Source organism: Cupriavidus sp. F041 (assembly GCF_057814235.1).
In genome coordinates this window covers 780,225-805,805 of the sequence record NZ_JBVASY010000001.1, presented here as the reverse complement: position 1 = coordinate 805,805, position 25,581 = coordinate 780,225, and the positions used below count along the sequence as shown (strand labels likewise).

The following is a 25,581-nucleotide window of genomic DNA, read 5'->3' as shown; positions in this document are numbered from 1 at the left end:
CGGAATTCAATCCTTTCGCTCCAAATTCGATGCCGATCTCTACGAAGATATAGCCCGTTTTTACAACCTCGGTCTTATTGACGCGGCTTCCAGTCGGAAGCCTTACATAGAGGCCGCCAGGACTTTGCAAAACGCATTCGCCAACCGTATCTACATGGAGAAGTTGGGAAATTTAGGAAATATCTTCTTTTTTGGAAATAACGTGAAGCTCTGTGGGGTGATTATCCCGCCGGATAATGTATTCATCGCTGCCATTTCGTTCAATCTTAAGGGGATATTCGCGCTGTTCTCCAATGAAAAAACCCATGAGAAACTTGTCACACGCCCTTGAGACTTGTTTCTGGGACACGGTTTCGGCCGCAGTAAGGGGCGAAGCAAGCGCAAGCCCGAGCGCCACGACAAGCGCTCCTATCATTCTCGGGCAAGTTGCGCTCTCACCAGGCCGCTTCTCTCGGCTGATTCCGGCACTCAAATAGTCACCGTGGTTGCCCATACCTTCCTTCCCATGTTCCCGGTCAAAAGTGCCAATCATGGCACAACGTGACGTAATCAAGCCCGCGGGTCAGCGGGTCCCGGATCAGCTCCCGCGGCGCTCGAGCAGAACGCACGCGCGGCGCTGCAGGTGGCGGACTATGGGTATGTGATCGAGACGGGGGACATGGCGATGGAGGGGCCGGCGGCGAATCCGAAGGTGATTGAAACGTATCTGGGGCTGGCGAAGAAGGCGGCCTGAGACGCGCAGCGCAAGCTGGCCTGCGTGTAGCGTGTCACGCTCGGGTTACTGGAACGGCTGTCTGAATGCCGAGCCGCCAGACACCTTTCGTGGCCGGCGTCCACCGGCCACGGCGCTTGTCCGCCAGACACTACCCCAGGTTGCCCTGGCAGAGATACTTGGTCTGCGTATAGTCATCCAGGCCGTATTTCGAGCCTTCCCTGCCGTAGCCGGACTCCTTGACACCGCCAAACGGCGCCGCCTCCGCCGCAAGCGCCCCTTCGTTGATGCCCACGATGCCGCTTTCCAGCGCTTGCGCCACGCGCCAGACGCGGCGCACGTCATTGGAGTAGAAGTAGGCAGCCAGGCCGAACGGCGTGTCGTTGGCCTGTTCGATGACGTCCTGCTCTGAATGAAAGCGGAATACCGGCGCCACGGGCCCGAAGGTTTCCTCGCAGGACAGCGCCATTTCCGGGGTGGCGTCCGCGAGCACGGTAGGCAGGTAGTAGTTGGGACCGTCGGCAATTTCGTTGCGCACGCGCTCCCCGCCCGTCATCACGCGCGCGCCCAGGCGGACCGCGTCCTTCACGTGGCGCTCGATCTTTTCCACCGCCTTGGCGTTGATCATCGGGCCAATCTGCGAATCCGGATGCGTGGCCGGGCCAACCGCCAGGGCCGCCACTTTCTTCGTCAGCCGGGCGACAAAGTCGTCATGGACGCCGTCCTGGACATAGATCCGGTTGGGGCAGACGCAAGTCTGGCCGCCATTGCGGAACTTCGACACCATCAGCCCTTCCACCGCAGCGTCGAGGTCGGCATCGTCGAACACGATGAACGGCGCATTGCCGCCTAGTTCCAGCGACAACCGCTTCAGGGTGCCAGCGGATTCGCGCGCCAGGTGCTTGCCCACCGGCGTGGAGCCGGTGAAGGTGATCTTGCGCACGCGCGAATCGGCCAGCCAGACATCGACCACATCGGGCGCGCGCTCGCGCGATGCCGTGACGATATTCAATACGCCTTCCGGGAAGCCGGCCTGCTCGGCAAGCCAGACCAGCGCCAGCGCGGTCAGGGGCGTGTCTTCCGCGGGCTTGGCCACCACGGTGCAGCCCGCGGCCAGCGCCGGTGCGATCTTGCGCGCGATCATGGCCAGCGGGAAGTTCCACGGGGTGATGGCGGCCACCACGCCGACGGGCTCTTTCAGCACCAGCATCTTCCGGCCAGGCACGGCCTCGGGAATGATGTCGCCATAGGCGCGGGTGGCTTCAGCGGCAAACCAGTCCACATAGGCGGCGCCGTACAGTACCTCGCCGATGCCTTCCTTGAGCGGCTTCCCCTGTTCCAGGGAGATCAGGCTTCCCAAGGCTTCCTGGTGCGACAGGATCAGGGCGTGCCAGCGCTTGAGCAGGCGCGCGCGTTCTGCTGCCGGGCGGGCGGCCCAGGCGGGGAAGGCGGCTTGCGCGGCATCGACCGCCGCCAGCGCGTCGGCCGCGCCGCTGTCCGGCACGCTGCCGATGGCTTCCCCGCTTGCCGGGTCGCTCACGTCCATGCGGCGGCCGCTGCGCGCGTCGCACCAGGTTTGCTGGATAAAGTTCTTGTCGCGCAGTAGCGTGGCGCAGATCTGTTTCAGGGAGGTCATGGGTTCGGGTCCGGAAATGACTGGGCGGTTTCCCGGCACCGCGTCAGGAGCGCGGGCCAGGCACGGGGGCGTCAGGCAGGCAATGCGGCCGCAGCCACCCGCCCGGCGATGGCCTTGCCGAGATCAGTGGTGCTGGCGCTGCCGCCGAGGTCGGGCGTATGCGGGCCTTCGGCCAGCACGGTCTCGATCGCCCGCAGGATGGCGTCGTGCGCGGCGCGGAACGCCTGGTCGCCGTCGCCCAGGAAGTCCAGCATCAGCGCGCCCGACCAGATCATCGCAACGGGGTTGGCGATGTTCTTGCCATGGATGTCGGGCGCGGAGCCGTGCACGGGCTCGAACAGCGAGGGGAAGTCGCGTGCCGGATTCAGGTTGGCCGAAGGCGCAAGGCCGATGGTGCCGGTGGTCGCGGGCCCGAGGTCAGACAGGATGTCGCCGAACAGGTTGGAGGCGACCACCACGTCGAAGCGGTTGGGCTGCAGCACGAAGCGCGCGGAGAGGATGTCGATGTGCTGCTTGTCGACGGTCACCTCGGGGTAGTCGCGTGCCATGGCTTCCGCGCGCGAGTCCCACCAGGGCATGCTGACGGCGATCCCGTTGGATTTGGTGGCAACCGTAAGATGCTTGCGCTCGCGGCTCTGCGCCAGCTCAAACGCGAACTTCAGCACGCGGTCGGTGGTCTGGCGGGAGAACACCGATTGCTGCAACACGATCTCGCGGTCGGTGCCCTCGTACATGATGCCGCCGATCGCGGTGTATTCGCCTTCGGTATTCTCGCGCACCACGTAGTAGTCGATGTCGCCGGGGCTTCGGTTCGCCAGGGGGCAGGGCACTCCCTCGAACAGGCGTACCGGGCGCAGGTTGATGTACTGGTCGAACTCGCGGCGGAACTTCAGCAGCGAGCCCCACAGCGACACATGATCGGGCACCGTGGCGGGCCAGCCGACCGCGCCGAAGTAGATCGCGTCGCAGCTTTGCAGCTGGCTCTTCCAGTCGTCCGGCATCATCTGGCCGGTTTTCTCGTAGTAGGCGCAGTTGGCCCAGTCGAAGGTCACGAAGCGCAGCGGCAAGCCGAAGCGCTCGGCGGCGGCTTTCAGTACCCGCAGGCCCTCGGGCATGACTTCATTGCCGATGCCGTCTCCGGCGATCACGGCAATGGTGCAGGGGTGGGTCACGGTGGTTCCTGGTTGGGTTAAGCTGGCGTTCTCGCTCAGGCAGCGGACTGCTGCGCGGCGGCGTCCACGGCGTCGGCCAGCTCCGCCAGCGTGGCGAAGTGGTAGTCGGGTTTGGTCAGCGTGGGCACCGCCAGCGTGCCGCCAAAGCCGGGCATGCCCTTGCGGCGCTCGATCCAGCAAGTGGTATAGCCGAGCTGGCGCGCCACGCCGATGTCGTGATACTGGCTTTGCGCTACGTGCAGCGTATCGGCCAGGGTGTAGCCACGGGTGCTGAGCCGGCCGCGCGTGAAGGCGAAGAACACCGGGTCGGGCTTCTCGGTGAGTGCATCGTCCACGGTGACGCTGTCGTCGAACGGCATGCCCAGCGTACGCTCGAAATGGTTCAGGGCCCAACGCTGCGCATTGGTCATGGCCACCAGCTTGAAGCGTGCCTTCAGGCGTTTCAGCGCCTCCACCGAATCCGGAAAGGCCGGCCACTCGGCCACCGAGGCGCGATAACCCTCGGCCAGCGCCGGCGTATCGGGCAGGCCGGTCCCGCGGGCAATGTCGCCCCATACCCGGACCAGGTCGTCGGGGAATCTCAGGGTTTCCTTGTTGCCGCGCGAGCGCCGGTAGGCATCGAGAAACGCTTCGTCGGACACGCGTGCATCGGGTACAGCCTTATGCAGGTAGTTCAGCATGCCGCGTTCGAAATCGATCAGCGTGCCGACGACGTCGAAGCTCAGAACCTTGAATGCATTGAGGGTCACGGGAAACTCCTTTGAGGTGGGTTGAGTCAGGCGGTAAGCGTGGTGGATGTCCGGAGCGCTTGCACATACTGCCCCGGGGTCATGCCGCAGGCGCGCTTGAAGTGGCGCTGCAGGTGGCTTTGGTCGCAAAAACCGGTTTCGCTGGCAACGCTCGCCGCGGGAAGGCCGGCGCGCAGGAGTTGCTGGGCATGTCGTATTCGGAGCTTGCAGATGTACTGGTGAGGCGGCAGGCCGACGCGGGTGCGGAACGCCGTGGCGAAGCGGAACAGGCTTAGCCCGGCAACGGTAGCGAGATCCTGCAGCGACAGCCGCTCGGCGAGGTGACAGTGGATATGGTGCAGCGCACGCTCGATGCACAGGGCCGAGCGGCGCGACGCCGCATGGGCGTGCGTTGCAGGCGGTGGCAAGAGGGGTGCTGGCGTATCGGGCATGAACTAAAGGATAGGAGCGGAGCGCCAGTCGATGGCACCGTACACGCCCTTCCGCTCAGCAGCGAATTGCGTTATCCGCGCGCTGACAGCAGTTCATGCGCCGCGGTGCGGCGGCTGCCGCGCCGCACCCCGCTGGGGCCGCCAAGGCGTGGCGCGACACGCAAAAGCGGCAAGATTGTGCAATCCAGCGGCGGATGCCAGCGCTAAGCTGGGGCTTCGACGACGACATTGGCAGGAGCGCGCGGCACCATGGCTATACAAGTAATCAGACAGAGCACGGAGTGCGGGGGCTTTGGCGAGCAGGAGGCGGTCCGCCTGCCGCTGAGCGAGCCAGCCTGCCAGGTCCGCACGCGGGAAGTCCGCATCGCGGGGAGCGAGGACCGGGACACGGGGATCTGGGAATGCACGGTCGGTAGTTTTGCGCGGCAGGTGGAGCAGGCCGAAGTCATGCACATTCTTGCCGGCAGTGGCAAGTTCACGCCCGAGGCGGGTGAAGCGGTGCTGTTCAGCGCCGGCGATACCTTGTTCTTCCCGGCCAACACGCGTGGCGCGTGGGAGATCCGGGAGACGGTCAGGAAGGTCTACGTGCTGCTGTAAGGCCAACGCCCCGGCAGGCCTTCAGGCGGCCGGGGTAATCAGCTTCTCGATGGGATAGTGGTGCTTGATGAACGGCGACTTGATCACGATGTAGCTGAAGTACTTCTCGATGCCGATGCTGCGGTCGAGCAGGTCGTCGATGATCGACTGGTAGTGGTTGACCCCGCGCGTGATGAATTTGAGCAGGTAGTCGTAGCCGCCGCTGACCAGGTGGCATTCCATGATCTCGTCGATGCCGCGGATGCTGGTTTCGAAGCGCACGAAGTCGTCCCGGCGGTGGTTCGACAGGGTGATTTCCGTGAACACGGTAAGCGTGTCGCCTAGCTTCTCCAGCTGGACCTGCGCCCCATAGCCAACGACGTAGCCCGCCTGCTCCAGGCGCTTGACCCGGATCAGGCAGGGGCTGGGGGAAAGCCCGACCGCCTCCGCCAGGTCGACGTTGGTGATGCGGCCGTTCTTCTGGAGATGCGAGAGGATCCGGAGGTCCAGCCGATCGAGTTTCTTAGAGTCGTTCATGGATGTCTATGCGCCTGGTTGCACGGCTCTATTCTGCTGGATTGTGGCTGCCTCCGGACATTTTTTCAGCGTGGCTTACGCCATGGCCTTGCGCACGTCCGACGCGTCCAGGACCTCATCGAGCGCTTTCTTCAGCCTGGCGAACATCAGCTCGAAATCCGCTGCCGTGTAGCACAGCGCCGGGGCAAAGCCGAGGATGTTGTCGCCGAATGCCCGGTAGATCAGCCCATTGCGATAGCCTGCGGCGAACAGCCGGTCGGAGAGTCCCAGGGACGGGTCGAAGCCGCGCTTGCTGGCCTTGTCGCTCACCAGCTCCAGCGCGCCGAGCAGGCCGAGGTGCCGGGCGTCGCCGACCAGCGGGTGCGCCATCAATGCCTGCAGGCCTTCGCTGAAGTGCCGTTCCACCGCTTGCCCGTTCGCCAGCAGCCCGCCCTCCTGGTAAAGGCGCAGTACCTCCAGCGCCACAGCGGCGCTGACCGGGTGCGCGGAGTAGGTCATGCCGTGGCCAACCGGGACGCCGCGCGGCATGCCGTCGGCGATGCCGGCATAGACGGCGTCGGACATCAGCACCGCGCCCATGGGCGCGTAGCCGGCGGTCAGGCCCTTGGCGACCGTCATCAGGTCCGGCTCCACGCCTTCATGCTCGCAGGCGAACATGGGGCCGGTGCGCCCGAAGCCGGTGATGACCTCGTCGGCCACGAACAGGATATCGAGCTCGCGGCAGGCCTCGCGCATGGCCCTGAGCCAGCCTTTCGGTGGCACGATCACGCCGCCGGAGCCCTGCACCGGCTCGCAGAAGAACGCCGCCACGTTGTCGGCGCCGAGCTCGGCGACCTTGGCGCGCAGGGCGGCGACCGAGGCGGCGATGATCGCGGCGCCATCGTCGCCCACCGGGCTGCGGTATGGGTAAGGCGAAGGGATATAGTGCTGGTCCCGGCGCGGCAGGTCGAAGCCGCGGTGGAAGGCCGGCAGCGCCGTCAGTCCCGCGCCGAACGATGACGAGCCGTGGTACCCGCGCTCCAGCGAGATGTACTGCTTTTTCGTCGGGCGGTTGGTGGCGTTGTAGTAGCACGTGATGAAGCGCACGGCAGAGTCCACGGCATCGGAGCCGCCAAGCGAGAAGTACACGTGGCGCAACGACGCGGGGGCCAGTTCCACCAGCTTGGCGGCCAGTTCGATGGCGGGTTCGCTGCTGAAATGGAAGTAGCCGGTGGCATAGGGCAGGCGGCTCATCTGCCGGGCGGCAGCTTCCACCACGCTCTGCTGGCCATAGCCGATATTGACGCACCACAGCCCGGCGAAGGCGTCGAGCAACTCGTTGCCGTTGGCGTCGGTCACGTAGGCGCCATGGCCGGAGCTGAGGATGGTGGGGCCGCGTTCCTCGTGGGTGCGCCACGGCGATACCGGGTGGATCAGGTGGGCGCGGTCAAGGGCATTGAGCTGGTCGGGTTGCATAAGTCGGGTTCCGGGCGATGGACGATGGACGATGGATGCTGTCAGCTTATGCCCGCTCAGGTAGCGGGTGCTGCCGGAAAGCAGGCCCGGCGCGGAAGGCCGTGGGGTTATGCGCGCGCATTCAGCAGGAAATGCTGCGCGTGCTGCCTCAATAGCCGCGCCCGCGGTCGACCAGCCCGACCAGGGGCGCGCCGGCCTGATGGCGGCGGATATTGTCCAGCACCACATCGACAGCGGTTTCCGGCTGGGTCATGCTGGCCACGTGCGGCGTAAGCCAGATGCGGGGATGGCGCCAGAAGGCGTGGCCGCGTGGCAGCGGTTCCTCGCTGCACACATCGAGCACCGCTGCCGACAATTGCCCGCTTTCCAGCGCCGCGAGCAGGTCCGGCTCCACCAGGTGCGCGCCGCGTCCCACGTTGACTACCGACGCGCCACGCGGCAGGCGGGAGAACAGTTCGCCGTTCAGGATGCCCTGGGTGGCGCCGGTGAGGGGCAGCAGGCAGACCAGGATGTCGGTCCCGGCCAGGAAGTCCGGGAGTTCGCTATCGCCCGCATGGCATCGCACGCCATCCAGCGCGTGCCGCGAGCGGCTCCAGCCCTGCCGTTCGAAGCCGAAAGCGCCAAGCGCGTGCAGGCATGCCTTGCCCAGCTCGCCCAGCCCCATGACGCCGACGCGCCGCCGCGCGGCCGGGACGATGCGCCGCGCGCGCCATTCCTCGCGTTGCTGTTGCTCGCGATAGTCGGTCAGTTGCCGGTGCAGGGCCAGCACCGCCATGGTGACATACTCCACCATGCCGGCCGCCAGCCCGGGCTCCACCATCCGCACCACCGGCAACGAAGGCGGCAGCGAGGAAAAATCGAACTGGTCGATGCCGGCACCGACCGAGAAGACCAGTTCCAGGTTGGGGAAGGTCCGCGCGATATCGGGCGGCGGGTCCCAGGCGGCAAGGAAGCGCACGTCCGCCGGGTCGCCCACGTCCGGCCACAGCCGGAAGGCCAGCCCGGGGGCGCGCTCGGCGATCAGGCGAGCCCACTCGGCGCCGCGTTCGGGATCGGCTTTATATAGCAGTGTCATGGCTCGCTCCGGCCTGCTAACCAAGGGATTGGGCCGTCAGCGCCCACAGCAGCGGCGACTCGGCGCGCGCCAGCGTTGCGCCGCGCACCATGGCTGTCACCGTGTCGACCTTTTGCAGGCCCAGCGCCTCCAGCCAATCGCTCAGGCCGCTGGCGGCGGGCACATCGATGCGGACGAAGCGGCGCACGCCGTGGTTCACCCAGTGCGCGATCAGCGCTTGCGCGCCGGCCTGGTCGGGTGCCGCCACCGGGCCGATCAGCTGGCCTCTGCCGAAATCGCGCCGGAAAGAGAATCCCAGCGCGGTGCCGTCGCGGTCCAGCACCACGCCTTCGCCGCGTTCGATCAGCCGCTCCATCAGCGCATCGCGCGGCATGCCGGATGCGAGTTGATCCAGTGCCTGGAGCGCAGGGGCATCGGAGCGGCCGAGCGGACGCAGCCGCGCCCCCGGCGCGAGCCCGATGATCGGCGCCGATTGCGCGATCCCCTGATGCTGATGGATCTCGCCGATCGCCCGGAAGCCGAGCGTCTCATAGAGTTTGCACGCACTGCCGGTCGCGTGCAGCAGCACGGAGCGCTCGCCCAGGTCTTCCAGCAGCAGGTGCATCATGCGCCGGCCGATGCCCTTGCGCTGCAGCGCCGGCGCGACCAGCACCATGCCGATCGTGGCCCATGCAGGGCCGAAGCGCCAGGCGAGGGCCGTGCCGACCAGCTTGCCCTGATGCTCGGCGGCAATGCCTTCCCCAAGCAAAAGCAGCCGCTTCCAGTCGTCCATGCGGTGCGGCCAGCGCGAACTGCGCGAGAGTTCCACCGCGGCTTCCAGGTCCGCCGCGCCAAAGGGCCGGAACTCAAGGCCGTCGATCTCCTCGGTCATGAAGTACGCCTCCCGTGATCCCGTGATTCGATTCGAACCCGCATCGTAAGCGGGGATGGCGCTGGCGCGCTAGAACGAACTTGCTGGAATGCGGCGGCGCGATCCTCGTTTCGTGCGGCAGGCACGGGACATGGCACGGCCTGCACCGTATCCGGGAAACCCCTGGGGAAAATGTACCGCCAAGCGTGCACCGAGCCCGTCTGGCGCACGCCTGAGCATGGCATGCCGAAACAGGGCACTCAAACCATAGTTTCCTTCTTCGCGCGGAAGCAAGACGCTACATCCTTGTGTGCCGAGCGTGCTCCAATGCATTCAGGAAGAACGTATGACGAACGTATGACGAGGCAGGATCAGGTAGCCGCCTTGTCGTGCAGATGCAGCAGATGCAGCAGACACAGTCATCGATGCGGCCCTACGCGCCGATGGCCAGTCAGAATCCACGGAGAGCACGTTCATGAAGCTTGAGTCCTACTGGCTCGATTCCGCGCCGCGTTTCCAGCCGCAGGCGCAGGCGCTGCCGGCGCAGGCCGATGTGGTGGTGATCGGCGGCGGCTTCACCGGTTTGTCCGCTGCGCTTGCGCTGGCGCGCAAGGGGGCTTCCGTGGTGGTGCTCGAAGCGGGCAGCGTGGCCGGTGAAGCGTCGGGCCGCAACGGTGGGCATGTGAATAACGGCCTGGCGGTGGACTATGCCGGCCTGGCCGCCAGGCTGGGTGCCGACCAGGCCCGCGCGATGTATCGCAGCTACGATGCGGCCGTCGACACCGTGGAGCGCGTCATCCGGCAGGAGGGCATCGATTGCGACTTCGTGCGCAATGGCAAGCTGAAGCTGGCCAGCAAACCTGAGCACTACGAGGCGCTGGTGCGCTCTTACGAGCAATTGCGTGCCGACGTGGATCCGGACGTTGAACTGTTCGACGCGATCCAGGTGCGCGACGAGGCACGGAGCGACAGCTTCCACGGCGGCCTGCTGCAGCGCAAGAGCGGGCAGATGCACATGGGGCGTTTTGCCGCCGGGCTGGCCAATGCCGCGCAGCGTCAAGGCGCGCAGATATTCCAGCAAGCCGCCGTGAGCGGATGGGCGCGCAGCGGCAGCGGCTTTCGCGTGCACAGCGGCGTAGGCAGCGTGGCGGCTGGCCAGGTGCTGGTTGCCACCGGCACCACGCGCCACGGCCCTTTCAGCACGTTCAGTTACTGGCGCCGGCGCATCGTGCCGATCGGCAGCTTTATCGTCGTGACCGAGCCGCTGGCGCCCGAGGTGGCCGCCACCCTGCTGCCGGGGCGCCGCACCTATGTCACCACCGCCAACCTCCATAACTATTTCCGTCTCACCGCCGATAACCGGATCGTGTTCGGCGGACGGGCGCGTTTCGCCATGTCGGGAATCAAGTCGGACCAGGCGAGCGGGGACATCCTGCGCGCCGCCCTGGCGCAGACCTTCCCCGTGATCCGCGACGTCGGCATCGACTATTGCTGGGGCGGCCTGGTCGACATGACGCGCGACCGCCTGCCACGCGCCGGCGAGCGCCGCGGCATCTATTACGCCATGGGCTACAGCGGACACGGCACGCAGATGTCCGTGCATATGGGCCAGTGCATGGCGGAAATGATGAACGGCACTGCCGGCGCCAATCCCTGGCAGGGTTTGCCGTGGCCCGCCATTCCCGCCTATTTCGGGCAGCCCTGGTTCCTGCCCGTGGTCGGGATCTACTACAAGCTGAAAGACCGCCTGCGATGACCGCCTGCCGGTGACCACCAGCCGGACACGTTGTTGATGACTTGAAACCAAGGCCGCGAGGCTATGTCTTCCATCCCCCTGGAGCGCCTATCATGACTAAAGATGCCAAGAAACTGCGTGAACTGCTTGGTGGCGAAAACGATTCGCTGATTACACGTGCGCTGCAACAGGGCGCGTCGCGCCGCGATGTGCTGCGGATGCTGACGGCTTGCGGCATGCAGGCCACGCTGGCCGGCGGACTGGCCTCGACGGCAACTTCCGTGTTCGCGCAGACGCCAAAGCGCGGCGGCAAGATCCGCGTGGCCGGCAACACCGCCTCGGTCTCCGATACGCTGGACCCCGCAAAACAGTCGAACCAGACGGACTACGTGCGTGGCACCATGTTCTACAACGGCCTGACCTCGCTGGACTCGCGGCTGGCGCCGCAGCCGGCGCTTGCCGAGTCGTTCCAGAGCAGCGACGCCACCGTCTGGACCTTCAAGCTGCGCAAGGGCGTGCAGTTCCACGACGGCAAGCCCCTCACGCCGGCCGACGTGGTGTATTCGCTGATGCGCCACAAGGATCCGGCGACCGGTTCCAAGGCCAAGGCGCTTGCCGACCAGATCCAGGAAGTGAAGGCCACCGGCCCGAACGAAGTCCGGGTCAAGCTGGCTTCGCCCAATGCCGACTTCCCGGTGGTGGTGGGGACCTTCCACTTCCATATCGTCCAGGACGGCACCAAGGACTTCAGCAAGGGCATCGGCACGGGGCCGTACAAGTGCAAGGAGTTCAATCCTGGCGTGCGCTCGATCGGCGTGCGCAACGAGGCTTACTGGAAGCCCGGCAAGCCCTACCTGGACGAGATCGAGTATGTGGGCATTGGCGACGATGCCGCGCGTGTCAACGCGCTGCTCTCGGGGGATTTGCACCTGATCGGCTCGGTCAATCCCCGCTCGGTCCAGCGCATCGCGCAGACGCCGGGTTTTGGCATATTCGAGACACCGTCCGGGCAATACACCGACCTCGTCATGCGGCGCGACGCGGCTCCGGGCAACAACCCGGACTTCGTACTGGCCATGAAATACATGTTCGACCGCGAGCAGATGCGGCGCGCGGTGCTGCTCGGCCATGGCGTGATAGGCAACGACCAGCCGATCGACCCGACCAATCGTTTTTATTTCCCCGGCTTGCCGCAGCGGCCCTACGACCTCGACAAGGCCAAGTTCCACCTGAAGAAGTCGGGGCTTGCCGGTGCAAACCTGCCGCTGGTCGCATCCACCGCCGCGCTGTACTCGGTGGACATCGCGCTGGTGCTGCAGCAAACGGCACAGAAGGCGGGTTTGAGCCTGGACGTCAAGCGCATGCCGCCGGACGGCTACTGGTCCAACTACTGGATGAAGAGCCCGCTGGGCTTCGGCACGGTGAATCCACGGCCGAGCGCCGATACGCTGTTCACGCTGTTCTTCAAATCCGACGCGGCCTGGAACGAAGCCGGCTGGAAGAACGAGAAGTTCGACCAGCTGCTGCTGGCCGCGCGCGCCGAGATCGACGAAGCCAAGCGCCGCAAACTGTACGCCGACATGCAGGTCATGGTCAGCGAGCAGGGCGGCATCGGCATCCCGATGTTCCTCAACAGCCTCGATGGCCATACCTCCAAGCTCAAGGGCCTGAGCCCGATGCCGCTTGGCGGCCTGATGGGCTACTCCTTCGCTGAACATGTCTGGCTAGACGCCTGATCATCACCGGCAGAACGCTCATGAATCTACTCATTCTCAGACTTCTCGCGACGCGCCTGGGCGCGGCCGTGGTGTCGCTGGCGGCGGTGTCGGTGATCGTGTTCGCGATCACCGCCCTGCTGCCCGGCGACGCCGCGCAAGAGCAGCTTGGCCAGGCGGCCACGCCCGAGGCCGTCGCGGCGCTGCGCCAGCAGATGGGGCTGGACAGCCCCGCGCCAGTACGCTACGCCAGGTGGCTGGGCGGCGTGGTGACTGGGCAACCGGGTGATTCGCTGGTGAGCAAGATGCCGGTGTCCACGCTGATCGGCCGGCGGCTGCCCAATTCGCTGATGCTGGCGGCGGCGACCGCCCTCATCTCCGTGCCCCTGGCCTTGTTGCTCGGGATTGCCGCGGCGGTATGGCGCGGCACCTGGTTTGACCGGGTGATCAGCGTGGGCTCGGTCGCCGTGGTCTCGGTACCGGAGTTCCTGGTGGCCACGCTCGCGGTACTGGTATTCGCGGTGAAGCTGCACTGGCTGCCGGCTCTGTCCAGCATGAGCGACGTCTATTCATTCGGGCAGATGCTGCGCTCGTTCGCCATGCCGGTGCTGTGCCTGTGCCTGGTCATCATTGCCCAGATGGTGCGCATGACGCGGGCAGCGGTGATCGACCAGCTGCGCATGCCGTATATCGAAATGGTGCGCCTCAAAGGCGCGTCGCCGGCGCGCACCGTATTGCTGCATGCCTTGCCCAACGCCGTGGGCCCGATCGCCAATGCGGTAGCGCTGAGCCTGTCCTACCTGCTCGGAGGCGTCATCATCATCGAGACGATCTTCAATTACCCCGGCATTGCCAAGCTGATGGTCGACGGCGTCTCCCAGCGCGACATACCGCTGGTGCAGTCCTGCGCCATGATCTTCTGCGCCGCCTACCTGTTGCTGGTCACCGTTGCCGACGTGTTCAGCATTGTCTCCAACCCTAAACTGCGCCACCAATGAACCACGCTCTCACTCCCGCAGCGAAGGATGCCAAGGCCGCCCTTCGCGTGCGTAGCTTGCCGCGCCTGTCGGTTACGGGCTGGATCGGCGCGGCGATCGTGGCCTTCTGGCTGGCGATGATCGTGCTTGGCCCCGTGCTCGCGCCGTACGATCCCGGTGAAATGCTGAACGGCGTCGACGTCTTCGCGCCAATGAGCCTGGCGCACTGGCTGGGCACCGACTACCTCGGCCGCGACATGCTCAGCCGGGTGCTGATGGGCGTTCGCTACACGGTCGGGGTGGCGCTGATCGCCACGCTGATCGCCAGCGGGCTGGGCGTGACGCTGGGACTGCTGGCCGCTGTCAGCCGCCGCTGGCTGGACGCCACGCTGAGCCGCAGCCTCGACGTGCTGGTGGCGATTCCCAGCAAGATGTTCGCGCTGGTGGTCGTGGCTGCGTTCGGCTCGTCGATCCCGACGCTGATCCTGACCGCCGCCATTGCCTATACGCCGGGCGCGTTCCGTATCTCGCGCTCGCTGGCGGTCAATATCAACACGATGGACTATGTGCTGGTGGCCCGCACCCGGGGCGAGGGGCTGGCCTACATCATGCGCCGGGAAATCCTGCCCAATATCATGGGGCCAGTGCTGGCGGACTTTGGCCTGCGCTTCGTCTATGTGGTGCTGCTGCTGGCTGGCATGAGCTTCCTGGGCCTGGGCGTGCAACCGCCGTTTGCCGACTGGGGCTCGCTGGTGCGGGAGAACATCGGTGGCCTCGACCAGGGGGCGGTGGCCGTCATTGCCCCCGCCATCGCCATCGCCACGCTGACCATCGGCGTGAACCTGCTGATCGACAATCTTCCCGGCCACGCACGGCGTGACGAACAAGGACACTGAGATGAGCGCGAACCTGTCCAATCCGCCCAATCCGTCCACTCAGCCCAACAGTTCCGGTCTGGTGGAGGTCCGGGACCTGCATATCGTTGCGCGAGCGGCGGACGGGTCCGAACAGACCATTGTCAACAAGGTCGATTTCTCGATCGGCAAGGGCGAAGTGCTTGCGCTGATCGGGGAGTCCGGCTCCGGCAAGACCACCACGGCACTGGCGTTGATGGGCTATGCCCGCCAGGGTTGCCGCATCGCCGGCGGCCATATCCGCATCGGGCAGACCGATGTGCTCGCACTGTCGCCACGCCAGTGCGCGGCGTTGCGCGGGCGCACGGTGGCCTATATCGCGCAGAGCGCTGCCGCATCGTTCAATCCGTCCAGGACCATTCTCGACCAGGTGGTCGAAGCCGCGCTGATCCACAAGATCATGCCGCGCGGCGAGGCGCAGAAGAAAGCGATCGCACTGTTCCGCGAGCTTGCCTTGCCCGATCCCGACCATATCGGCGATCGCTATCCCCACCAGGTGTCCGGCGGGCAGCTGCAGCGCCTGATGGCCGCGATGGCCCTGATCACGGATCCGGCGCTGGTGATCATGGACGAGCCGACCACGGCGCTGGATGTCACCACGCAGATCGAAGTGCTGCGTGCGTTCCGCAATGTGGTGCGGGAACGCGGCACCACGGCGGTCTATGTGACGCACGACCTCGCCGTGGTGGCACAGATCGCGGACCGCATCATGGTGCTGCGCCGCGGCGATCACCAGGAGACGGGCACGACGCGGCAGATCATCGAAGCGCCCACGCACGAGTACACGCGCAGCCTGCTGGCGGCTGCCAGGCCGGCTCCGCATCCGGCCACGGCCAGCGCGGAACCGGCGGCGCAACCGCTGCTGCGCATTGCTGGACTGGAGGCCGGCTATGGACGCCCCGGCGCGGATGGCCTGCCGGCCAAGCGCGTGCTCTACGACGTCAACCTGAGCGTCGGGCGAGGGCAGACCATTGGCGTGATCGGCGAGTCCGGCTCCGGCAAGACCACGCTGGCCCGGGTGATCGCAGGCCTGATGCCGCCGGCGCGCGGCGAGGTCACGTTCGACGGCAAGCCGCTGCCGCCGGGCCTGGCGCACCGTAGCCGCGAGCAGCTGCGCCGCATCCAGATCGTGTTCCAGAATGCGGACACGGCGCTCAATCCCGCGCAGACGGTGGAAGACATCCTGTCGCGGCCGCTGCAGCTCTATCACGGCTTGCATGGCGACGCGCTGCGCCAGCGTGTCGCGAAGCTGCTGGGCCTTGTGCAGCTCCCGGCCAGCATGGCGCAACGCTCGCCGCAAGGGCTCTCGGGCGGGCAGAAGCAGCGCGTCAACCTGGCGCGGGCGCTGGCGGCGGAACCTGACCTGATCCTGTGCGACGAGGTCACGTCGGCGCTGGATACCGTCGTCGGCGCCGCCATCCTGGAGCTGATGGCGGAACTCCGCCGCGAGCTTGGCGTTTCGTATCTGTTTATCAGCCACGACCTGAACACCGTGCGGTCAATCTGCGACGAGGTTGTCGTGATGTATGCCGGGCGGATCGTCGAGGTGGCGCCGCGCGATGCGCTGGTGCATCCGCCGCATCATCCCTATGCCGAATTGCTCAGCGCGTCCGTGCCGCAATTGCGGCTTGGGTGGCTTGACGGGCTGGCCATCAAGGCCGGCGAGAACATCCCCGGTCCGGGCGGTGACGCGGGGGGCTGTCCGTTCTTCGATCGCTGCCCAGTGCGTATCCAGGGTGTGTGCGACGCCAAGGCGCCGCCGCGGCGGCAACTCCGGGGCGAGATGGAAGTGCTGTGTCATCACACCGGAGAAGAACTCCTGGCATTGAGCAGCGAGGCAAACGCCGTCGCTGCCTAGGGCCGTCCGGGGCGTTCCCGCGCCAGGCCCGCCCGGGGCCTGGCGGCATCGCTCAATGCAGCCGCGTCCCCGCCGCCAGCAGCCGCTCCAGACCCTGCGCCAGCGTCACTCCCAGCGCCCGTCCCCAACCGTGGATGTCGAGCACGTGCCGGCGATAGACGGCATGGTGGAGCAGGGCGGCGAGCTTGCCCTCGATATGCCAGCCGTTGTCCTTGCCTGGCGTAGCGGCCAGGTTGGCGATGGCACTGCTGCCCGCCAGGGAGACCAGGGAGCCATAGTCGCGATACCTGAACCCCGCCGGCCGCTTGCCTGCCAGGCGCCGTGGCAAGGCTTCCGAGAGATATAGCGCTTGCTGGTAAGCAACCTGCGCGCGGGTCGGGAGTTCCGCATCGAGGTCCTGCGGCCGGCAGCTGGCGCAGTCGCCGATGGCGTAGATGTGCTCGTCGTCGATACTTTGCAGTGTCGGCAGCACGCGAATCTGCCCTTTGGCATTCACCGGTAGCTGGAAGGTGCCCAGCAGGGCAGGCGCCGTGATGCCGGCCGCCCACACCACCACATCCGCCTGCATTGGCGCCTGGCCGGCAATGGTCAGGCCGTTTTCGCTGACGGACGTCACCCGCGCGCTGCATTGGACGCTGATATGCAGGCGCGCAAGCTGCTCGCCGACGCGCGCCGCGATCCGGGTGCCCATGCCAGGGACGACCGCGGCGGACGCTTCAATGACGCAAATATCCACGCCGGTCACCGGGTCCAGCCGGTGTATGCCGTAGCGATTCAGCACGCTCGAGGTCCGGCGCAACTGCGCGGCGAGCTGCACGCCGGTCGCACCCGCGCCGACGATGGCCACGCGAACCTTTGCCGGCGATGCCTGCTGGTCGACATCGACCTGGGCGGTCCTGCGGCGCAAGGCGGTGAACACGCGGTCCCGCACCTGTTCCGCGCTGGCGACGCTGTCCAGCGTCAAGGCGTGCTCGCGCGCGCCGGGCACGCCAAAGTACTGGGTGACACCGCCGACAGCGAGAACCAGCTTGTCGTAAGCAATGGACCGGACCTGGTCGCCTTCGCCGTGGCATGTGCCGGCAATCGCTATGGAGACGGTCCGGTTGATGCGATCCGCCGCGTGCAGCTCGCCTTGCACAAAGCGAAAATGATGGCGCTCAGCTTGCAGGGCGAACGAGGTATGGTGAACGACGGGCTCGATCCGGCCCGCGGCCACTTCATGGAGCAGAGGCTTCCACAGATGCGTGGGGCTGCGATCGATCAGGATGATCTCTGCGAGACCGCGCCTGCCCAGGCGCCGGCCCAGGCGAGTGGCCACCTGCAGGCCCGCGGCGCCGCCGCCGACGATAACGATTCTTCTCATGGGAACCTCCGCGATGTGTGTCTGGTGCGTGGGTGGCGCCCCCGGTGGGCGCATCAGTTCGTCACAGGCTCGGCCATGGCGCGGCTTGCGCTGGGGCCACTATGCTGGCCGGCCACGATCGACTCCAGTACGTGGAAGTCCGGCCAGACCGCCCGCGCCGTGCCCGAGAGCGTTACCGATACACCCGCATGGTGCGGCGTATCGCTGCCCGGCGGCAATACAGCGGCCGTATGCATGCCGATGCCGCTTGCGGCGCGCAGGCTGCCTTGCGTGGCGCCAACCAGCAGGGCCCGGTGCGCCGGCGCCTCGGCGGTGCGTAGCACCAGGCGGTAGAGATCGGCTTCGGTCTCGCGGGCAGATAGCGCGTCCGCCGTGGCGACCACGGCAAAGCGATCGGTCCAGTCCGGCCCGATGGCACCATCGAGCAATGCGCACAGCATGCGCGACGAGACCGGGGCGGCCAGCGCCAGGCGCGCACCGCCTGACTCGGCGCTGCGCATGAGTGCCAGGGCCTGGGGGCGGACGGGGATCGCCTGCTGGCCGCAAGCCGCGATGAAGGCGTCTTCATGCGCGCGGAGAGTGCCGTGTTCCCGCGGTGGCAGATCGATGCCGGCCCGGCGCAGTTCGTCAGTCCGGATAAGCACATCGTCCAGGGTAAGCACCAGCAATTCAAGCGACATTCTCCGTCTCCATTAGCACCGCGTTGCGACACGCGGAGGTGATTGCGTTTCCGATCCAGGCACTATAAGGTAGGCCCTTCATATTGAAAAATTGGTTTATAAAACCGACTGATAGGTTTTCTACTATGAATCGCACCACCACCTTCCGCCAGCTGAACGCCATCGATGCGATCGCCCGCCTGGGCGGTGTTTCCCGCGCGGCGGAGGAGTTGCATATCACCCAGCCAACAGTGTCGCTGCAACTGAAGCTGCTGGAGGAAGCCATCGGGGCGCCACTGGTGCAGCGCGCGGGCAGGGGCACGCAGCTCACGCCCGCGGGCGAGGTGATGGCGGGCTACGCCGGGCAGATCCTGCGGCTCTGGCGCGACGCCACCGAAGAAGTCGCGGCGCTCAAGGGCAACCTGGCGGGAACGCTCCGGGTGGGCGCCATCACGACGGCGGAGTACCTGCTGCCGTCGATGCTGGTGGCATTCACGGCGGACCGGCCCGATGTCAAGATCAAGCTCCATGTGGGCAACCGCGAGGAGATCGTCCGGATGCTGGCCATGCATGAGATCGACCTGGCCATCATTGGCCGGCCACCCACGGATATCCGCACCCATGCGACGCCGTTCGCCAAGCACCCCATGGCGTTTATCGCGGCGCCGGACCATCCATTGATGACGCGCCGCCATCTGACGCTGCAAGACCTGGTCGAGGAGAACCTGCTGGTGCGCGAGCGCGGCTCAGGCACGCGCAATACCGTGGAGCGGCTGTTCAGGGAGGCTGGCCTGCGGCTGCCACTGGGTTCCGAGCTGTCCAGCAACGCGGCGATCAAGCGGATGGTGTCCGCCGGGCTGGGCGTGGCGTTTCTCTCGCTGCACGCCTGCACACTGGAGTTCCAGGCCGGGCTGATCGGGCTGCTGCCGCTGCAGGGCAATCCCATCGAGCGCGACTGGTATGTACTGAACTTGCCGGGCGTGCGCCTGCCGCGCGTGGCGGTGGCCTTCCGTGCCTATCTGGTGGAGCAGGGCCAGGCGGAAATCAACCGGCAGCTGGAGTCCTTCGACGTGATATTGCGCCGGCTGCATGCCCGTGCGCGGCGTTTGCGCAAGGCAAAGCCCGACGCGGCGGAGCATTCATGAAGACGAGGCCGGTTCGCTGGGAGGCGTTCGTCCCCGGTCGCCCGGCCGTACGGTTCTAGCTGAGCGCCATATCGCCGCTGGCCTGCGCCCATTCCCGGAACCTGGCATCGCGCGCCAGCAGCCTGCGCGCGGTGTTGTAGTCCGGCGGATCCACCCGCGCGCCTCCGGCGGGCTTGCCGTCGCGGGCCGCCTCGTACCTGCTGACCATGTCCTGCGCTTGCGCGACCTGCTGCGCGGAGGGCGTGAAGGCCGCGTGGAGGGCGGCGACCTGATGCGGATACACCGTGCATTTTGCTTTCAGTCCGATCCGGCGCGCCCAGGCCAGGTCGGCCGCCAGCGCCGTTGCGTCCTGGTAATTGAACGGGCAGTCGACCGGCACACAGCCCGCCGCGATGCATTCGACCAGGAAGCGCGCGCGCACAGGGTGCAGCTCGATGCCATCCGGCCCGCGCACCGCGTCCAGATCCGCGCTCAGGTCCTCGGCCGCCAGCAGGCAGGCACTGACGCGCGTGCTGGCCGACAGGATGGCGGCGGTGGCGACGATGCCGCGCGCGGACTCCAGCGTCGGCACGATTTCGATTTGCCGGGGCACCAGGCCGAACTCGCTTTCCAGCGCGGTGATTTGCTGGTCGAGCGCCTGGATGTGCGCGGCCGTTTCGGTGTGCGGCAGGAAGATGGCCGCGGGCGCGCCCGGCATGACGCCGCGAAGATCGTCCGGCCCGTCGCCATCCAGCTTGTTGATGCGTACGGCGCCGACAATGCCGCGCGCCCGGCATTCATCCATCAGCGTGACAATCCGCGCGCGCGCGGCGGGGCGGTCTGCGGGGCTGGTGAACTCTTCCAGGTCGGCGACGATGACATCCGGGCCGCTCTCAAGCGCCGCCTGCTGGCGGACGGTGTCCAGTCCTGGCGCGAACATCCAGCTGCGCCTGAGTGCTGGCGGGCGTCTTGACGCGTGTCGGGGCTGCGTGTTCATCGCATATCTCTCATAGGGGGCCAGTGAGGCAAGGCAATCGATCCGGCTGGCGTCAGGCGCCCTGGAACAGCACCGAGGCAACCGGCTCGCCCGCTTGCAGGCGGGCGAGGATGGCCGGCTCGGCCTCGTCGGAAGCCAGCGCCCGGGCGATGACGCCAGCCGCGGCATCCGCCGACAGGAACAGCACGCCGTTGTCGTCGGCCAGCACGATGTCCCCCGGATTGACGGTGACGCCGCCGCAGATCACCGGCTTGTTGACGGCGCTGCCGCCGTCATCGATCCGTTTGGTGGTGAGGACGCTGGTGCCCCGTGCAAACACCGGCATCCCCATGGCGCGCAGTTCCAGGACGTCCGTGACCACGCCGTCGACGATGATCCCTTTTGCGCCCGCGCACAAGGCAGCGGTGCCGGTGACGGCGCCGACAGGCGCGTGGGCGTGGTCGCCGCAGGCATCGATGACCAGCACATCGCCCGCGGCGAGGCAGGCCAGCGCGCGGTTCACCGCAATGGCGTTGGGCGTGGCCAGCCGCAGCGTGACGGCGCGGCCGGCTACCTTGACGTTGGGGACGAGCGCGCGAATGCCGTGGCTGGCGAAGCCGTCCTCGAGAAAGTGCCCGAGCGTGGGGAAACTCACGCGTTCCAGCTGGCTCAGCAGGGTGGGGTCGATGTTCGTTTGCATGATCGGTATCAGGTATGACAACGTCGTCCCGGGCCGGCAGCAGGCATCAAGGCCGCGGCCCGGGACGACGATCTGGCAGTGGCGCCTCGGTATCCGCAACTCAGGACAGCGAAGCCTTGGCGTTGCCCGCGGCGCTTGCCGCTGGCGCATCCTTGCGCAGGGTTTCCGCCAGCAGCAACAACGCAACGGCGGAAATCAGCGCGGACCCGATCATGTACCAGGCCACCGACGAACCGCGGCCCGTGGCGGACAGCAGCGCGGTCGTGATGATCGGCGTGGCCGCGCTGCCCAGCAGCCCGGACAGCATGTAGCTGATCGACAGGCCCGAGTAGCGCACCTTGGTGCCAAACAGCTCGGCCAGGAAGGTGGCGATGGGACCGTAGTTTGCCGCAAAGGCGCTCATCATCAGCAGGTAGCCGAGCAGGGCAAAGGCAAACACCTTGGTGTCGAGCAGCCAGAACAACGGGAAGGCGAGCAGCGCCTCGGCAAGGATCCCGCCGATGATCACCGGCTTGCGGCCGATCTTGTCGGACAGCAGGCCGAACAGCGGCAGCAGCACCACGCACAGCGCGCAGGCGATCAGCGCGATCGACAGCATCTGGTTGCGCGAGAAGCCCAGCGTCTGGGTGCCGTAGGTCAGGCCGAACGCCACGATCAGGTTGAAGGCGGTACCCGTCGACATCGTCGCGATGCCGCCCAGCAGGACCTGCTTCCAGGATTTGGTCAGCACTTCCGCCAGGGGAATCTTTACCTGCGCGGCACTGGCCTTGACCTTGCTGAACGACGGCGTTTCCGACGTGTTCAGGCGAATGTACATGCCCACGCCGACCAGCAATACGCTGGCCAGGAACGGAATGCGCCAGCCCCAGGACAGCAGCGCCTCATTGGACATCACCGCATTGCTGAGCAGGAATGCCAGGTTGGCGATCAGCGTGCCCGCGGGAACACCGATCTGCACCCACGAGCCGTAGAGGCCGCGCCGGTTGGCAGGCGCATGTTCCACCGCCATCAGTACCGCGCCGCCCCATTCGCCGCCTAGCGCAAGGCCCTGGATGACGCGCAGCGTCAGCAGCAGGATGGGCGCCCAGATGCCGATCGAGCGGTAGTCGGGTAGCAGGCCGATGGCGAACGTGGCCGAGCCCATCATGATTAGCGATACCAGCAGCATGGACTTGCGGCCGACCTTGTCGCCGAAATGCCCGAACAGCGCGGCGCCGACCATGCGGGCGACATAGGCCGATGCAAAGGTGCCGAAGGCGAGCAAGGTCCCGGTCAGGGGATCGAAGGCGGGGAAGAAGACCTTGTTGAAGACCAGGGCCGAAGCCGTGGCGAAGATGAACAGGTCATACCATTCGACTGTTGTGCCGATGACGCTGGCGGCGGCGATCTTCTTCATGTTGCGAGGAGGATGACTGGTTTCCGGCTGGGTAGTGGAGGCGTGGTCAGTGTTCATGAGGCGTTCCTGGATAGGCGAGGCGTAGTGCTTCTGTGTTCTGGTGGTCAGGCCAATATATCGTAGGCGACCCAGAATGGCAGGGTAATAGGTAGTTGTTCTAGGTCTGGTGTTCTGATGGTCAGGCCAATTCAGGTAAAAAGCCACTCTCTTTCCCATTCACGCAAGCCGCGTGCCAGCGAAAAGATACTGGTGTGGCACTTTTTGTCCAGGTCGGTGCGCGAGAATGGTGCGTGTCAGTGCTGCTGGCGAAGCGAGGGCGGGAGCCGGTCTGCACCGGTTTTGTGCGGATGCGCGATGGCAGCCGGCAATGAGGACGAGGGCCGGGACCCGGTTTGCCGGGTCCGGCGCTGGTCTGCTCGGCTCTACTCGGCGATTTCCTCTGACAGGCGGGAAACGATTGCCAGCAGGTGGAAGGACATGGCATGGCGCGCCCGGATCGGGTCCCGGGCCACGATGGCTGTCACGATGCGGTCGTGCTCGCCTACCGCCGCGCGCCAGGCCGATGCGCCCACAAAGTGCTTGTCAAGGCGCTTGTACACGGGGCTGGCCTCGCACAAGTCCCAGACATGGGCGACCACTGACGCAAGCGCCGCATTTCCGCAGGCCGCGGCAATGGCCTCATGGAAGGCCCGGTCATGGGCGAAATCCCCGGCTTCCGGCGACTGGTCGGGATTCATGCCCCGGTGCGCCTCTTCGATGGCGGCGATCTGCTCCGGCGTCCCGTGCTGGGCCGCCAGGGCAGCGCATTCCGGCTCGAACAGCGTGCGCGTCTCGAGCAGTTCGAACGGGCTGGCTTCCAGGGCCGCGCCAAGGCGGCGGTCGATATCGGCTTCAAGATCGGTTTCGATAGCGGTTCCGATGCCGGGCTCGGCGCCATTGGCTGCAGCGATCCCGTTCTCCTTGGGCTCCAGCACGAAGACGCCGCTGCCGACGCGCACTTCGATGTAGCCGCCGATCTCCAGGGCAATCAACGCCTCGCGCAACGTCGAGCGTGCCACGTTGAGCTGCTCGGCAAGCTCGCGCTCGGCCGGCAGGCGCTCGCCCGGCGCGAATTCGCCGGCGCTGATTTTCTTGGCGATCTGGTCCGCGATCAGGCGGTAGAGGCGCTGCGCTGTAACTGCTTGAAGAGATGACATGGGTGGGCGCCGCTGCAAATTCCAAATTGACTGGTGGTCAGATCAATACCGCAAAACAGGGTCTCAATTCAAGGGTGTAGGCGGGTTTCGCTCTGTCTGTGGATGATCCGGGTCAGTGGTCCGGCCAATATAGTGATTCATGGGGCGCTTATGCGCTGGCCTGGCGTACGGTGAGGCCTCGGCCATGCAATAGGTCGTCGCCGTCCGCGCTGCTTTCAGGCGCAAGCCTTTCGAGGTTAAGTTGCTTACGCGGCACGTATCAGCGCAATGTCTTGTGGAAGCGCGAGCTATTCGCACCAAATGGCCGGACCACCAGTCAAATAATCGAAATTACTTGGCATTTTTCTGGCAAGGACTTTAGAATTGGTCCGGCCACCAGTTGACGCCCGATGATCGCACTATAAGAAAGCGATTCGGGGAGCGCACGAGACACGGCGGAAAGGGGCCAGGACCCCGGCCGCACAAGCAAATCCAAAGGAGCACGCAATGAAGAACGCAGACCTGGTACGCCGCAAGGATGCCGCCACGCCCCGTGGCGTAGGCGTGATGTGCAATTTCTACGCCGAGCGCGCCGAGAACGCGGAGTTGTGGGATGTCGAAGGCCATCGCTATATCGACTTCGCGGCCGGCATTGCCGTGCTCAATACCGGTCACCGCCACCCGCGCCTGGTGCAAGCCATGCAGGCGCAGATGGAGCGCTTCACCCACACGGCCTACCAGATCGTGCCTTACGCCAGCTACATCGAGCTGGCCGAGAAGATCAATGCCCGCGCGCCAGGCGCCTTCGCCAAGAAGACCGCCTTCTTCACCACCGGCGCCGAAGCGGTGGAGAACGCCATCAAGATCGCGCGTGCCGCCACCGGGCGCCCCGGCGTGATCGCCTTCGCGGGCGGCTTCCACGGGCGCACCATGATGGGCATGGCCCTGACCGGCAAGGTCGTGCCGTACAAGGTGGGATTCGGCCCGTTCCCGGCCGATGTGTTCCACGCCCCGTATCCGTATGCCCTGCATGGCGTGAGCGTGCAGGACTCGATCAACGCGCTGCAGCAGCTGTTCAAGACGGATATCGATCCGAGGCGCGTCGCCGCCATCATCTTCGAACCGGTCCAGGGGGAGGGCGGCTTCAACGTAGCGCCCGCGGAATTCGTGCGCGCGCTGCGCGGCATCTGCGACGAGCACGGCATCCTGCTGATCGCCGACGAAGTGCAGACCGGTTTCGGACGCACCGGCAAGCTTTTCGCCATGGAGCACTATGGCGCGGCGCCCGACCTGACCACCATGGCCAAGAGCCTGGCGGGCGGCATGCCGCTGTCGGCCGTGTGCGGGCGGGCCGAGATCATGGATGCACCGGCCCCCGGCGGCCTGGGCGGCAACTACGCCGGCAATCCGCTGGCGGTGGCGTCGGCGCTGGCGGTACTGGACGTGCTGGAGAGCGAGAAGCTGATCGAGCGCGGCGCGGTGCTGGGCCGCCGGCTGCAGGACAAGCTCGAAGGCCTGAAATCGCGCGTGACGGCGATCGGCGAAGTCCGGGGCCTTGGCGCGATGATCGCCGTGGAGTTCCGCAAGGCCGATGGCAGCCCCAACCCGGAGTTCACACGGCAAGTGCAGGACCGCGCCCTGGAGAAAGGCCTGCTGCTGCTCACCTGCGGCGTGCATGGCAATGTCATTCGCTTCCTGTTCCCCCTGACCATCCCGGATGCCGTGATGGACGAAGGCCTGGGCATCCTGGAAGCCGCGCTGCTGCAGTGACCGCCAGGCAGCAAGCCAGTCGACAT

Annotated in this window: 23 protein-coding genes and 1 pseudogene; 9 read left to right on the top strand and 15 right to left on the bottom strand. The window is 66.2% G+C overall.

The genetic code is table 11. The features are described 5' to 3' along the window. Window positions 1-172: 172 nt before the first annotated feature. The gene (locus ACZY0R_RS03695) at window positions 173-532 is read right to left on the bottom strand and encodes a hypothetical protein (RefSeq protein WP_488857175.1); all 360 of its coding nucleotides are present in this window, start codon (window positions 530-532) and stop codon (window positions 173-175) included. 57 nt (window positions 533-589) lie between these two features. On the opposite strand from ACZY0R_RS03695, the pseudogene ACZY0R_RS03690 reads away from it, so the two are divergent. Beyond that, window positions 590-733: pseudogene (locus tag ACZY0R_RS03690) on the top strand (ABC transporter ATP-binding protein); the annotation flags it as partial. 130 nt (window positions 734-863) lie between these two features. On the opposite strand, the gene ACZY0R_RS03685 reads toward ACZY0R_RS03690, so the two are convergent. The 4 genes from ACZY0R_RS03685 to ACZY0R_RS03670 form a co-directional block, all read right to left on the bottom strand. After that, window positions 864-2,348, bottom strand: a complete 1,485-nt coding sequence (locus ACZY0R_RS03685; RefSeq protein WP_488857174.1) for an NAD-dependent succinate-semialdehyde dehydrogenase — start codon at window positions 2,346-2,348, stop codon at window positions 864-866. A 71-nt stretch (window positions 2,349-2,419) separates the two neighbouring features. Further along, window positions 2,420-3,520, bottom strand: a complete 1,101-nt coding sequence (locus ACZY0R_RS03680) for a tartrate dehydrogenase (protein ID WP_488857173.1) — start codon at window positions 3,518-3,520, stop codon at window positions 2,420-2,422. Window positions 3,521-3,555: 35 nt separating this feature from the next. After that, entirely contained in the window at window positions 3,556-4,269 is a 714-nt protein-coding gene (locus tag ACZY0R_RS03675; protein ID WP_488857172.1) for an HAD family hydrolase, read from the bottom strand. Window positions 4,270-4,295: 26 nt separating this feature from the next. Further along, window positions 4,296-4,676, bottom strand: coding sequence for a helix-turn-helix domain-containing protein (locus ACZY0R_RS03670; RefSeq protein ID WP_488857171.1), 381 nt, complete (start codon window positions 4,674-4,676; stop codon window positions 4,296-4,298). A 273-nt stretch (window positions 4,677-4,949) separates the two neighbouring features. On the opposite strand from ACZY0R_RS03670, the gene ACZY0R_RS03665 reads away from it, so the two are divergent. Then, complete coding sequence (locus ACZY0R_RS03665; RefSeq protein ID WP_488857169.1) at window positions 4,950-5,297, top strand: cupin domain-containing protein; 348 nt, start codon at window positions 4,950-4,952, stop codon at window positions 5,295-5,297. Between the two features lie 21 nt (window positions 5,298-5,318). Here the strand turns inward: ACZY0R_RS03665 and ACZY0R_RS03660 are convergent, their stop codons facing one another. The 4 genes from ACZY0R_RS03660 to ACZY0R_RS03645 all read right to left on the bottom strand — a co-directional run bounded on the left by ACZY0R_RS03660 (window position 5,319) and on the right by ACZY0R_RS03645 (window position 9,214). Beyond that, entirely contained in the window at window positions 5,319-5,813 is a 495-nt protein-coding gene (locus tag ACZY0R_RS03660; protein ID WP_488857168.1) for an Lrp/AsnC family transcriptional regulator, read from the bottom strand. Between the two features lie 75 nt (window positions 5,814-5,888). Further along, window positions 5,889-7,268, bottom strand: a complete 1,380-nt coding sequence (locus tag ACZY0R_RS03655; RefSeq protein WP_488857167.1) for an aspartate aminotransferase family protein — start codon at window positions 7,266-7,268, stop codon at window positions 5,889-5,891. 148 nt (window positions 7,269-7,416) lie between these two features. Further along, complete coding sequence (locus ACZY0R_RS03650; RefSeq protein WP_488857166.1) at window positions 7,417-8,343, bottom strand: 2-hydroxyacid dehydrogenase; 927 nt, start codon at window positions 8,341-8,343, stop codon at window positions 7,417-7,419. Between the two features lie 16 nt (window positions 8,344-8,359). Next, the gene (locus ACZY0R_RS03645) at window positions 8,360-9,214 is read right to left on the bottom strand and encodes a GNAT family N-acetyltransferase (RefSeq protein ID WP_488857165.1); all 855 of its coding nucleotides are present in this window, start codon (window positions 9,212-9,214) and stop codon (window positions 8,360-8,362) included. Between the two features lie 454 nt (window positions 9,215-9,668). Here ACZY0R_RS03645 and ACZY0R_RS03640 point away from each other — a divergent pair, with 454 nt between their 5' ends. The 5 genes from ACZY0R_RS03640 (at window position 9,669) to ACZY0R_RS03620 (ending at window position 16,392) form a co-directional block, all read left to right on the top strand. Next, entirely contained in the window at window positions 9,669-10,949 is a 1,281-nt protein-coding gene (locus ACZY0R_RS03640; protein WP_488857164.1) for an NAD(P)/FAD-dependent oxidoreductase, read from the top strand. Between the two features lie 92 nt (window positions 10,950-11,041). Then, window positions 11,042-12,664: an ABC transporter substrate-binding protein gene (locus tag ACZY0R_RS03635; protein ID WP_488857163.1), complete on the top strand. Its 1,623-nt coding sequence runs from the start codon at window positions 11,042-11,044 to the stop codon at window positions 12,662-12,664. A gap of 20 nt (window positions 12,665-12,684) precedes the next feature. Next, complete coding sequence (locus ACZY0R_RS03630) at window positions 12,685-13,641, top strand: ABC transporter permease (RefSeq protein ID WP_488857162.1); 957 nt, start codon at window positions 12,685-12,687, stop codon at window positions 13,639-13,641. Further along, a complete protein-coding gene (locus ACZY0R_RS03625; protein WP_488857161.1) occupies window positions 13,638-14,516 on the top strand; it encodes an ABC transporter permease in 879 nt (292 codons plus the stop codon). Before ACZY0R_RS03630 ends, ACZY0R_RS03625 begins: the two co-directional genes overlap by 4 nt. Window position 14,517: 1 nt before the next feature. After that, a complete protein-coding gene (locus tag ACZY0R_RS03620) occupies window positions 14,518-16,392 on the top strand; it encodes an ABC transporter ATP-binding protein (protein ID WP_488857160.1) in 1,875 nt (624 codons plus the stop codon). Between the two features lie 52 nt (window positions 16,393-16,444). On the opposite strand, the gene ACZY0R_RS03615 is transcribed toward ACZY0R_RS03620, so the two are convergent. Continuing rightward, window positions 16,445-17,755, bottom strand: coding sequence for an NAD(P)/FAD-dependent oxidoreductase (locus ACZY0R_RS03615; RefSeq protein ID WP_488857159.1), 1,311 nt, complete (start codon window positions 17,753-17,755; stop codon window positions 16,445-16,447). Between the two features lie 53 nt (window positions 17,756-17,808). After that, window positions 17,809-18,435: an HAD family hydrolase gene (locus ACZY0R_RS03610; protein WP_488857158.1), complete on the bottom strand. Its 627-nt coding sequence runs from the start codon at window positions 18,433-18,435 to the stop codon at window positions 17,809-17,811. Window positions 18,436-18,560: 125 nt separating this feature from the next. Here ACZY0R_RS03610 and ACZY0R_RS03605 point away from each other — a divergent pair, with 125 nt between their 5' ends. Then, entirely contained in the window at window positions 18,561-19,559 is a 999-nt protein-coding gene (locus ACZY0R_RS03605; protein WP_045242739.1) for a LysR family transcriptional regulator, read from the top strand. A gap of 55 nt (window positions 19,560-19,614) precedes the next feature. Here the strand turns inward: ACZY0R_RS03605 and ACZY0R_RS03600 are convergent, their stop codons facing one another. The 4 genes from ACZY0R_RS03600 to ACZY0R_RS03585 form a co-directional block, all read right to left on the bottom strand. Next, window positions 19,615-20,478, bottom strand: a complete 864-nt coding sequence (locus ACZY0R_RS03600) for an HpcH/HpaI aldolase/citrate lyase family protein (RefSeq protein ID WP_488857157.1) — start codon at window positions 20,476-20,478, stop codon at window positions 19,615-19,617. 109 nt (window positions 20,479-20,587) lie between these two features. Further along, a complete protein-coding gene (locus ACZY0R_RS03595; protein ID WP_488857156.1) occupies window positions 20,588-21,214 on the bottom strand; it encodes an RraA family protein in 627 nt (208 codons plus the stop codon). Between the two features lie 100 nt (window positions 21,215-21,314). Next, window positions 21,315-22,667 (bottom strand): MFS transporter, encoded by a 1,353-nt coding sequence (locus tag ACZY0R_RS03590; protein ID WP_488857155.1) that lies wholly within the window; start codon window positions 22,665-22,667, stop codon window positions 21,315-21,317. Between the two features lie 365 nt (window positions 22,668-23,032). Next, window positions 23,033-23,806, bottom strand: coding sequence for a FadR/GntR family transcriptional regulator (locus tag ACZY0R_RS03585; protein ID WP_045242741.1), 774 nt, complete (start codon window positions 23,804-23,806; stop codon window positions 23,033-23,035). 486 nt (window positions 23,807-24,292) lie between these two features. Here ACZY0R_RS03585 and gabT point away from each other — a divergent pair, with 486 nt between their 5' ends. Beyond that, window positions 24,293-25,555, top strand: a complete 1,263-nt coding sequence (gene gabT, locus ACZY0R_RS03580) for a 4-aminobutyrate--2-oxoglutarate transaminase (RefSeq protein ID WP_488857154.1) — start codon at window positions 24,293-24,295, stop codon at window positions 25,553-25,555. Window positions 25,556-25,581 lie beyond the last annotated feature (26 nt).

Bases quoted from the DNA above. Each gene is read 5' to 3' on its own strand.
- ACZY0R_RS03650 (WP_488857166.1), bottom strand. From the start codon at position 8,343: ATGACACTGCTATATAAAGCCGATCCCGAACGCGGCGCCGAGTGGGCT.
- ACZY0R_RS03635 (WP_488857163.1), top strand. From the start codon at position 11,042: ATGACTAAAGATGCCAAGAAACTGCGTGAACTGCTTGGTGGCGAAAAC.
- ACZY0R_RS03625 (WP_488857161.1), top strand. From the start codon at position 13,638: ATGAACCACGCTCTCACTCCCGCAGCGAAGGATGCCAAGGCCGCCCTT.
- ACZY0R_RS03660 (WP_488857168.1), bottom strand. From the start codon at position 5,813: ATGAACGACTCTAAGAAACTCGATCGGCTGGACCTCCGGATCCTCTCG.
- ACZY0R_RS03655 (WP_488857167.1), bottom strand. From the start codon at position 7,268: ATGCAACCCGACCAGCTCAATGCCCTTGACCGCGCCCACCTGATCCAC.
- ACZY0R_RS03645 (WP_488857165.1), bottom strand. From the start codon at position 9,214: ATGACCGAGGAGATCGACGGCCTTGAGTTCCGGCCCTTTGGCGCGGCG.
- ACZY0R_RS03640 (WP_488857164.1), top strand. From the start codon at position 9,669: ATGAAGCTTGAGTCCTACTGGCTCGATTCCGCGCCGCGTTTCCAGCCG.
- ACZY0R_RS03630 (WP_488857162.1), top strand. From the start codon at position 12,685: ATGAATCTACTCATTCTCAGACTTCTCGCGACGCGCCTGGGCGCGGCC.
- ACZY0R_RS03615 (WP_488857159.1), bottom strand. From the start codon at position 17,755: ATGAGAAGAATCGTTATCGTCGGCGGCGGCGCCGCGGGCCTGCAGGTG.
- ACZY0R_RS03695 (WP_488857175.1), bottom strand. From the start codon at position 532: ATGATTGGCACTTTTGACCGGGAACATGGGAAGGAAGGTATGGGCAAC.
- ACZY0R_RS03595 (WP_488857156.1), bottom strand. From the start codon at position 21,214: ATGCAAACGAACATCGACCCCACCCTGCTGAGCCAGCTGGAACGCGTG.
- ACZY0R_RS03610 (WP_488857158.1), bottom strand. From the start codon at position 18,435: ATGTCGCTTGAATTGCTGGTGCTTACCCTGGACGATGTGCTTATCCGG.
- gabT (WP_488857154.1), top strand. From the start codon at position 24,293: ATGAAGAACGCAGACCTGGTACGCCGCAAGGATGCCGCCACGCCCCGT.
- ACZY0R_RS03585 (WP_045242741.1), bottom strand. From the start codon at position 23,806: ATGTCATCTCTTCAAGCAGTTACAGCGCAGCGCCTCTACCGCCTGATC.
- ACZY0R_RS03685 (WP_488857174.1), bottom strand. From the start codon at position 2,348: ATGACCTCCCTGAAACAGATCTGCGCCACGCTACTGCGCGACAAGAAC.
- ACZY0R_RS03665 (WP_488857169.1), top strand. From the start codon at position 4,950: ATGGCTATACAAGTAATCAGACAGAGCACGGAGTGCGGGGGCTTTGGC.
- ACZY0R_RS03605 (WP_045242739.1), top strand. From the start codon at position 18,561: ATGAATCGCACCACCACCTTCCGCCAGCTGAACGCCATCGATGCGATC.
- ACZY0R_RS03620 (WP_488857160.1), top strand. From the start codon at position 14,518: ATGAGCGCGAACCTGTCCAATCCGCCCAATCCGTCCACTCAGCCCAAC.
- ACZY0R_RS03590 (WP_488857155.1), bottom strand. From the start codon at position 22,667: ATGAACACTGACCACGCCTCCACTACCCAGCCGGAAACCAGTCATCCT.
- ACZY0R_RS03600 (WP_488857157.1), bottom strand. From the start codon at position 20,478: ATGTTCGCGCCAGGACTGGACACCGTCCGCCAGCAGGCGGCGCTTGAG.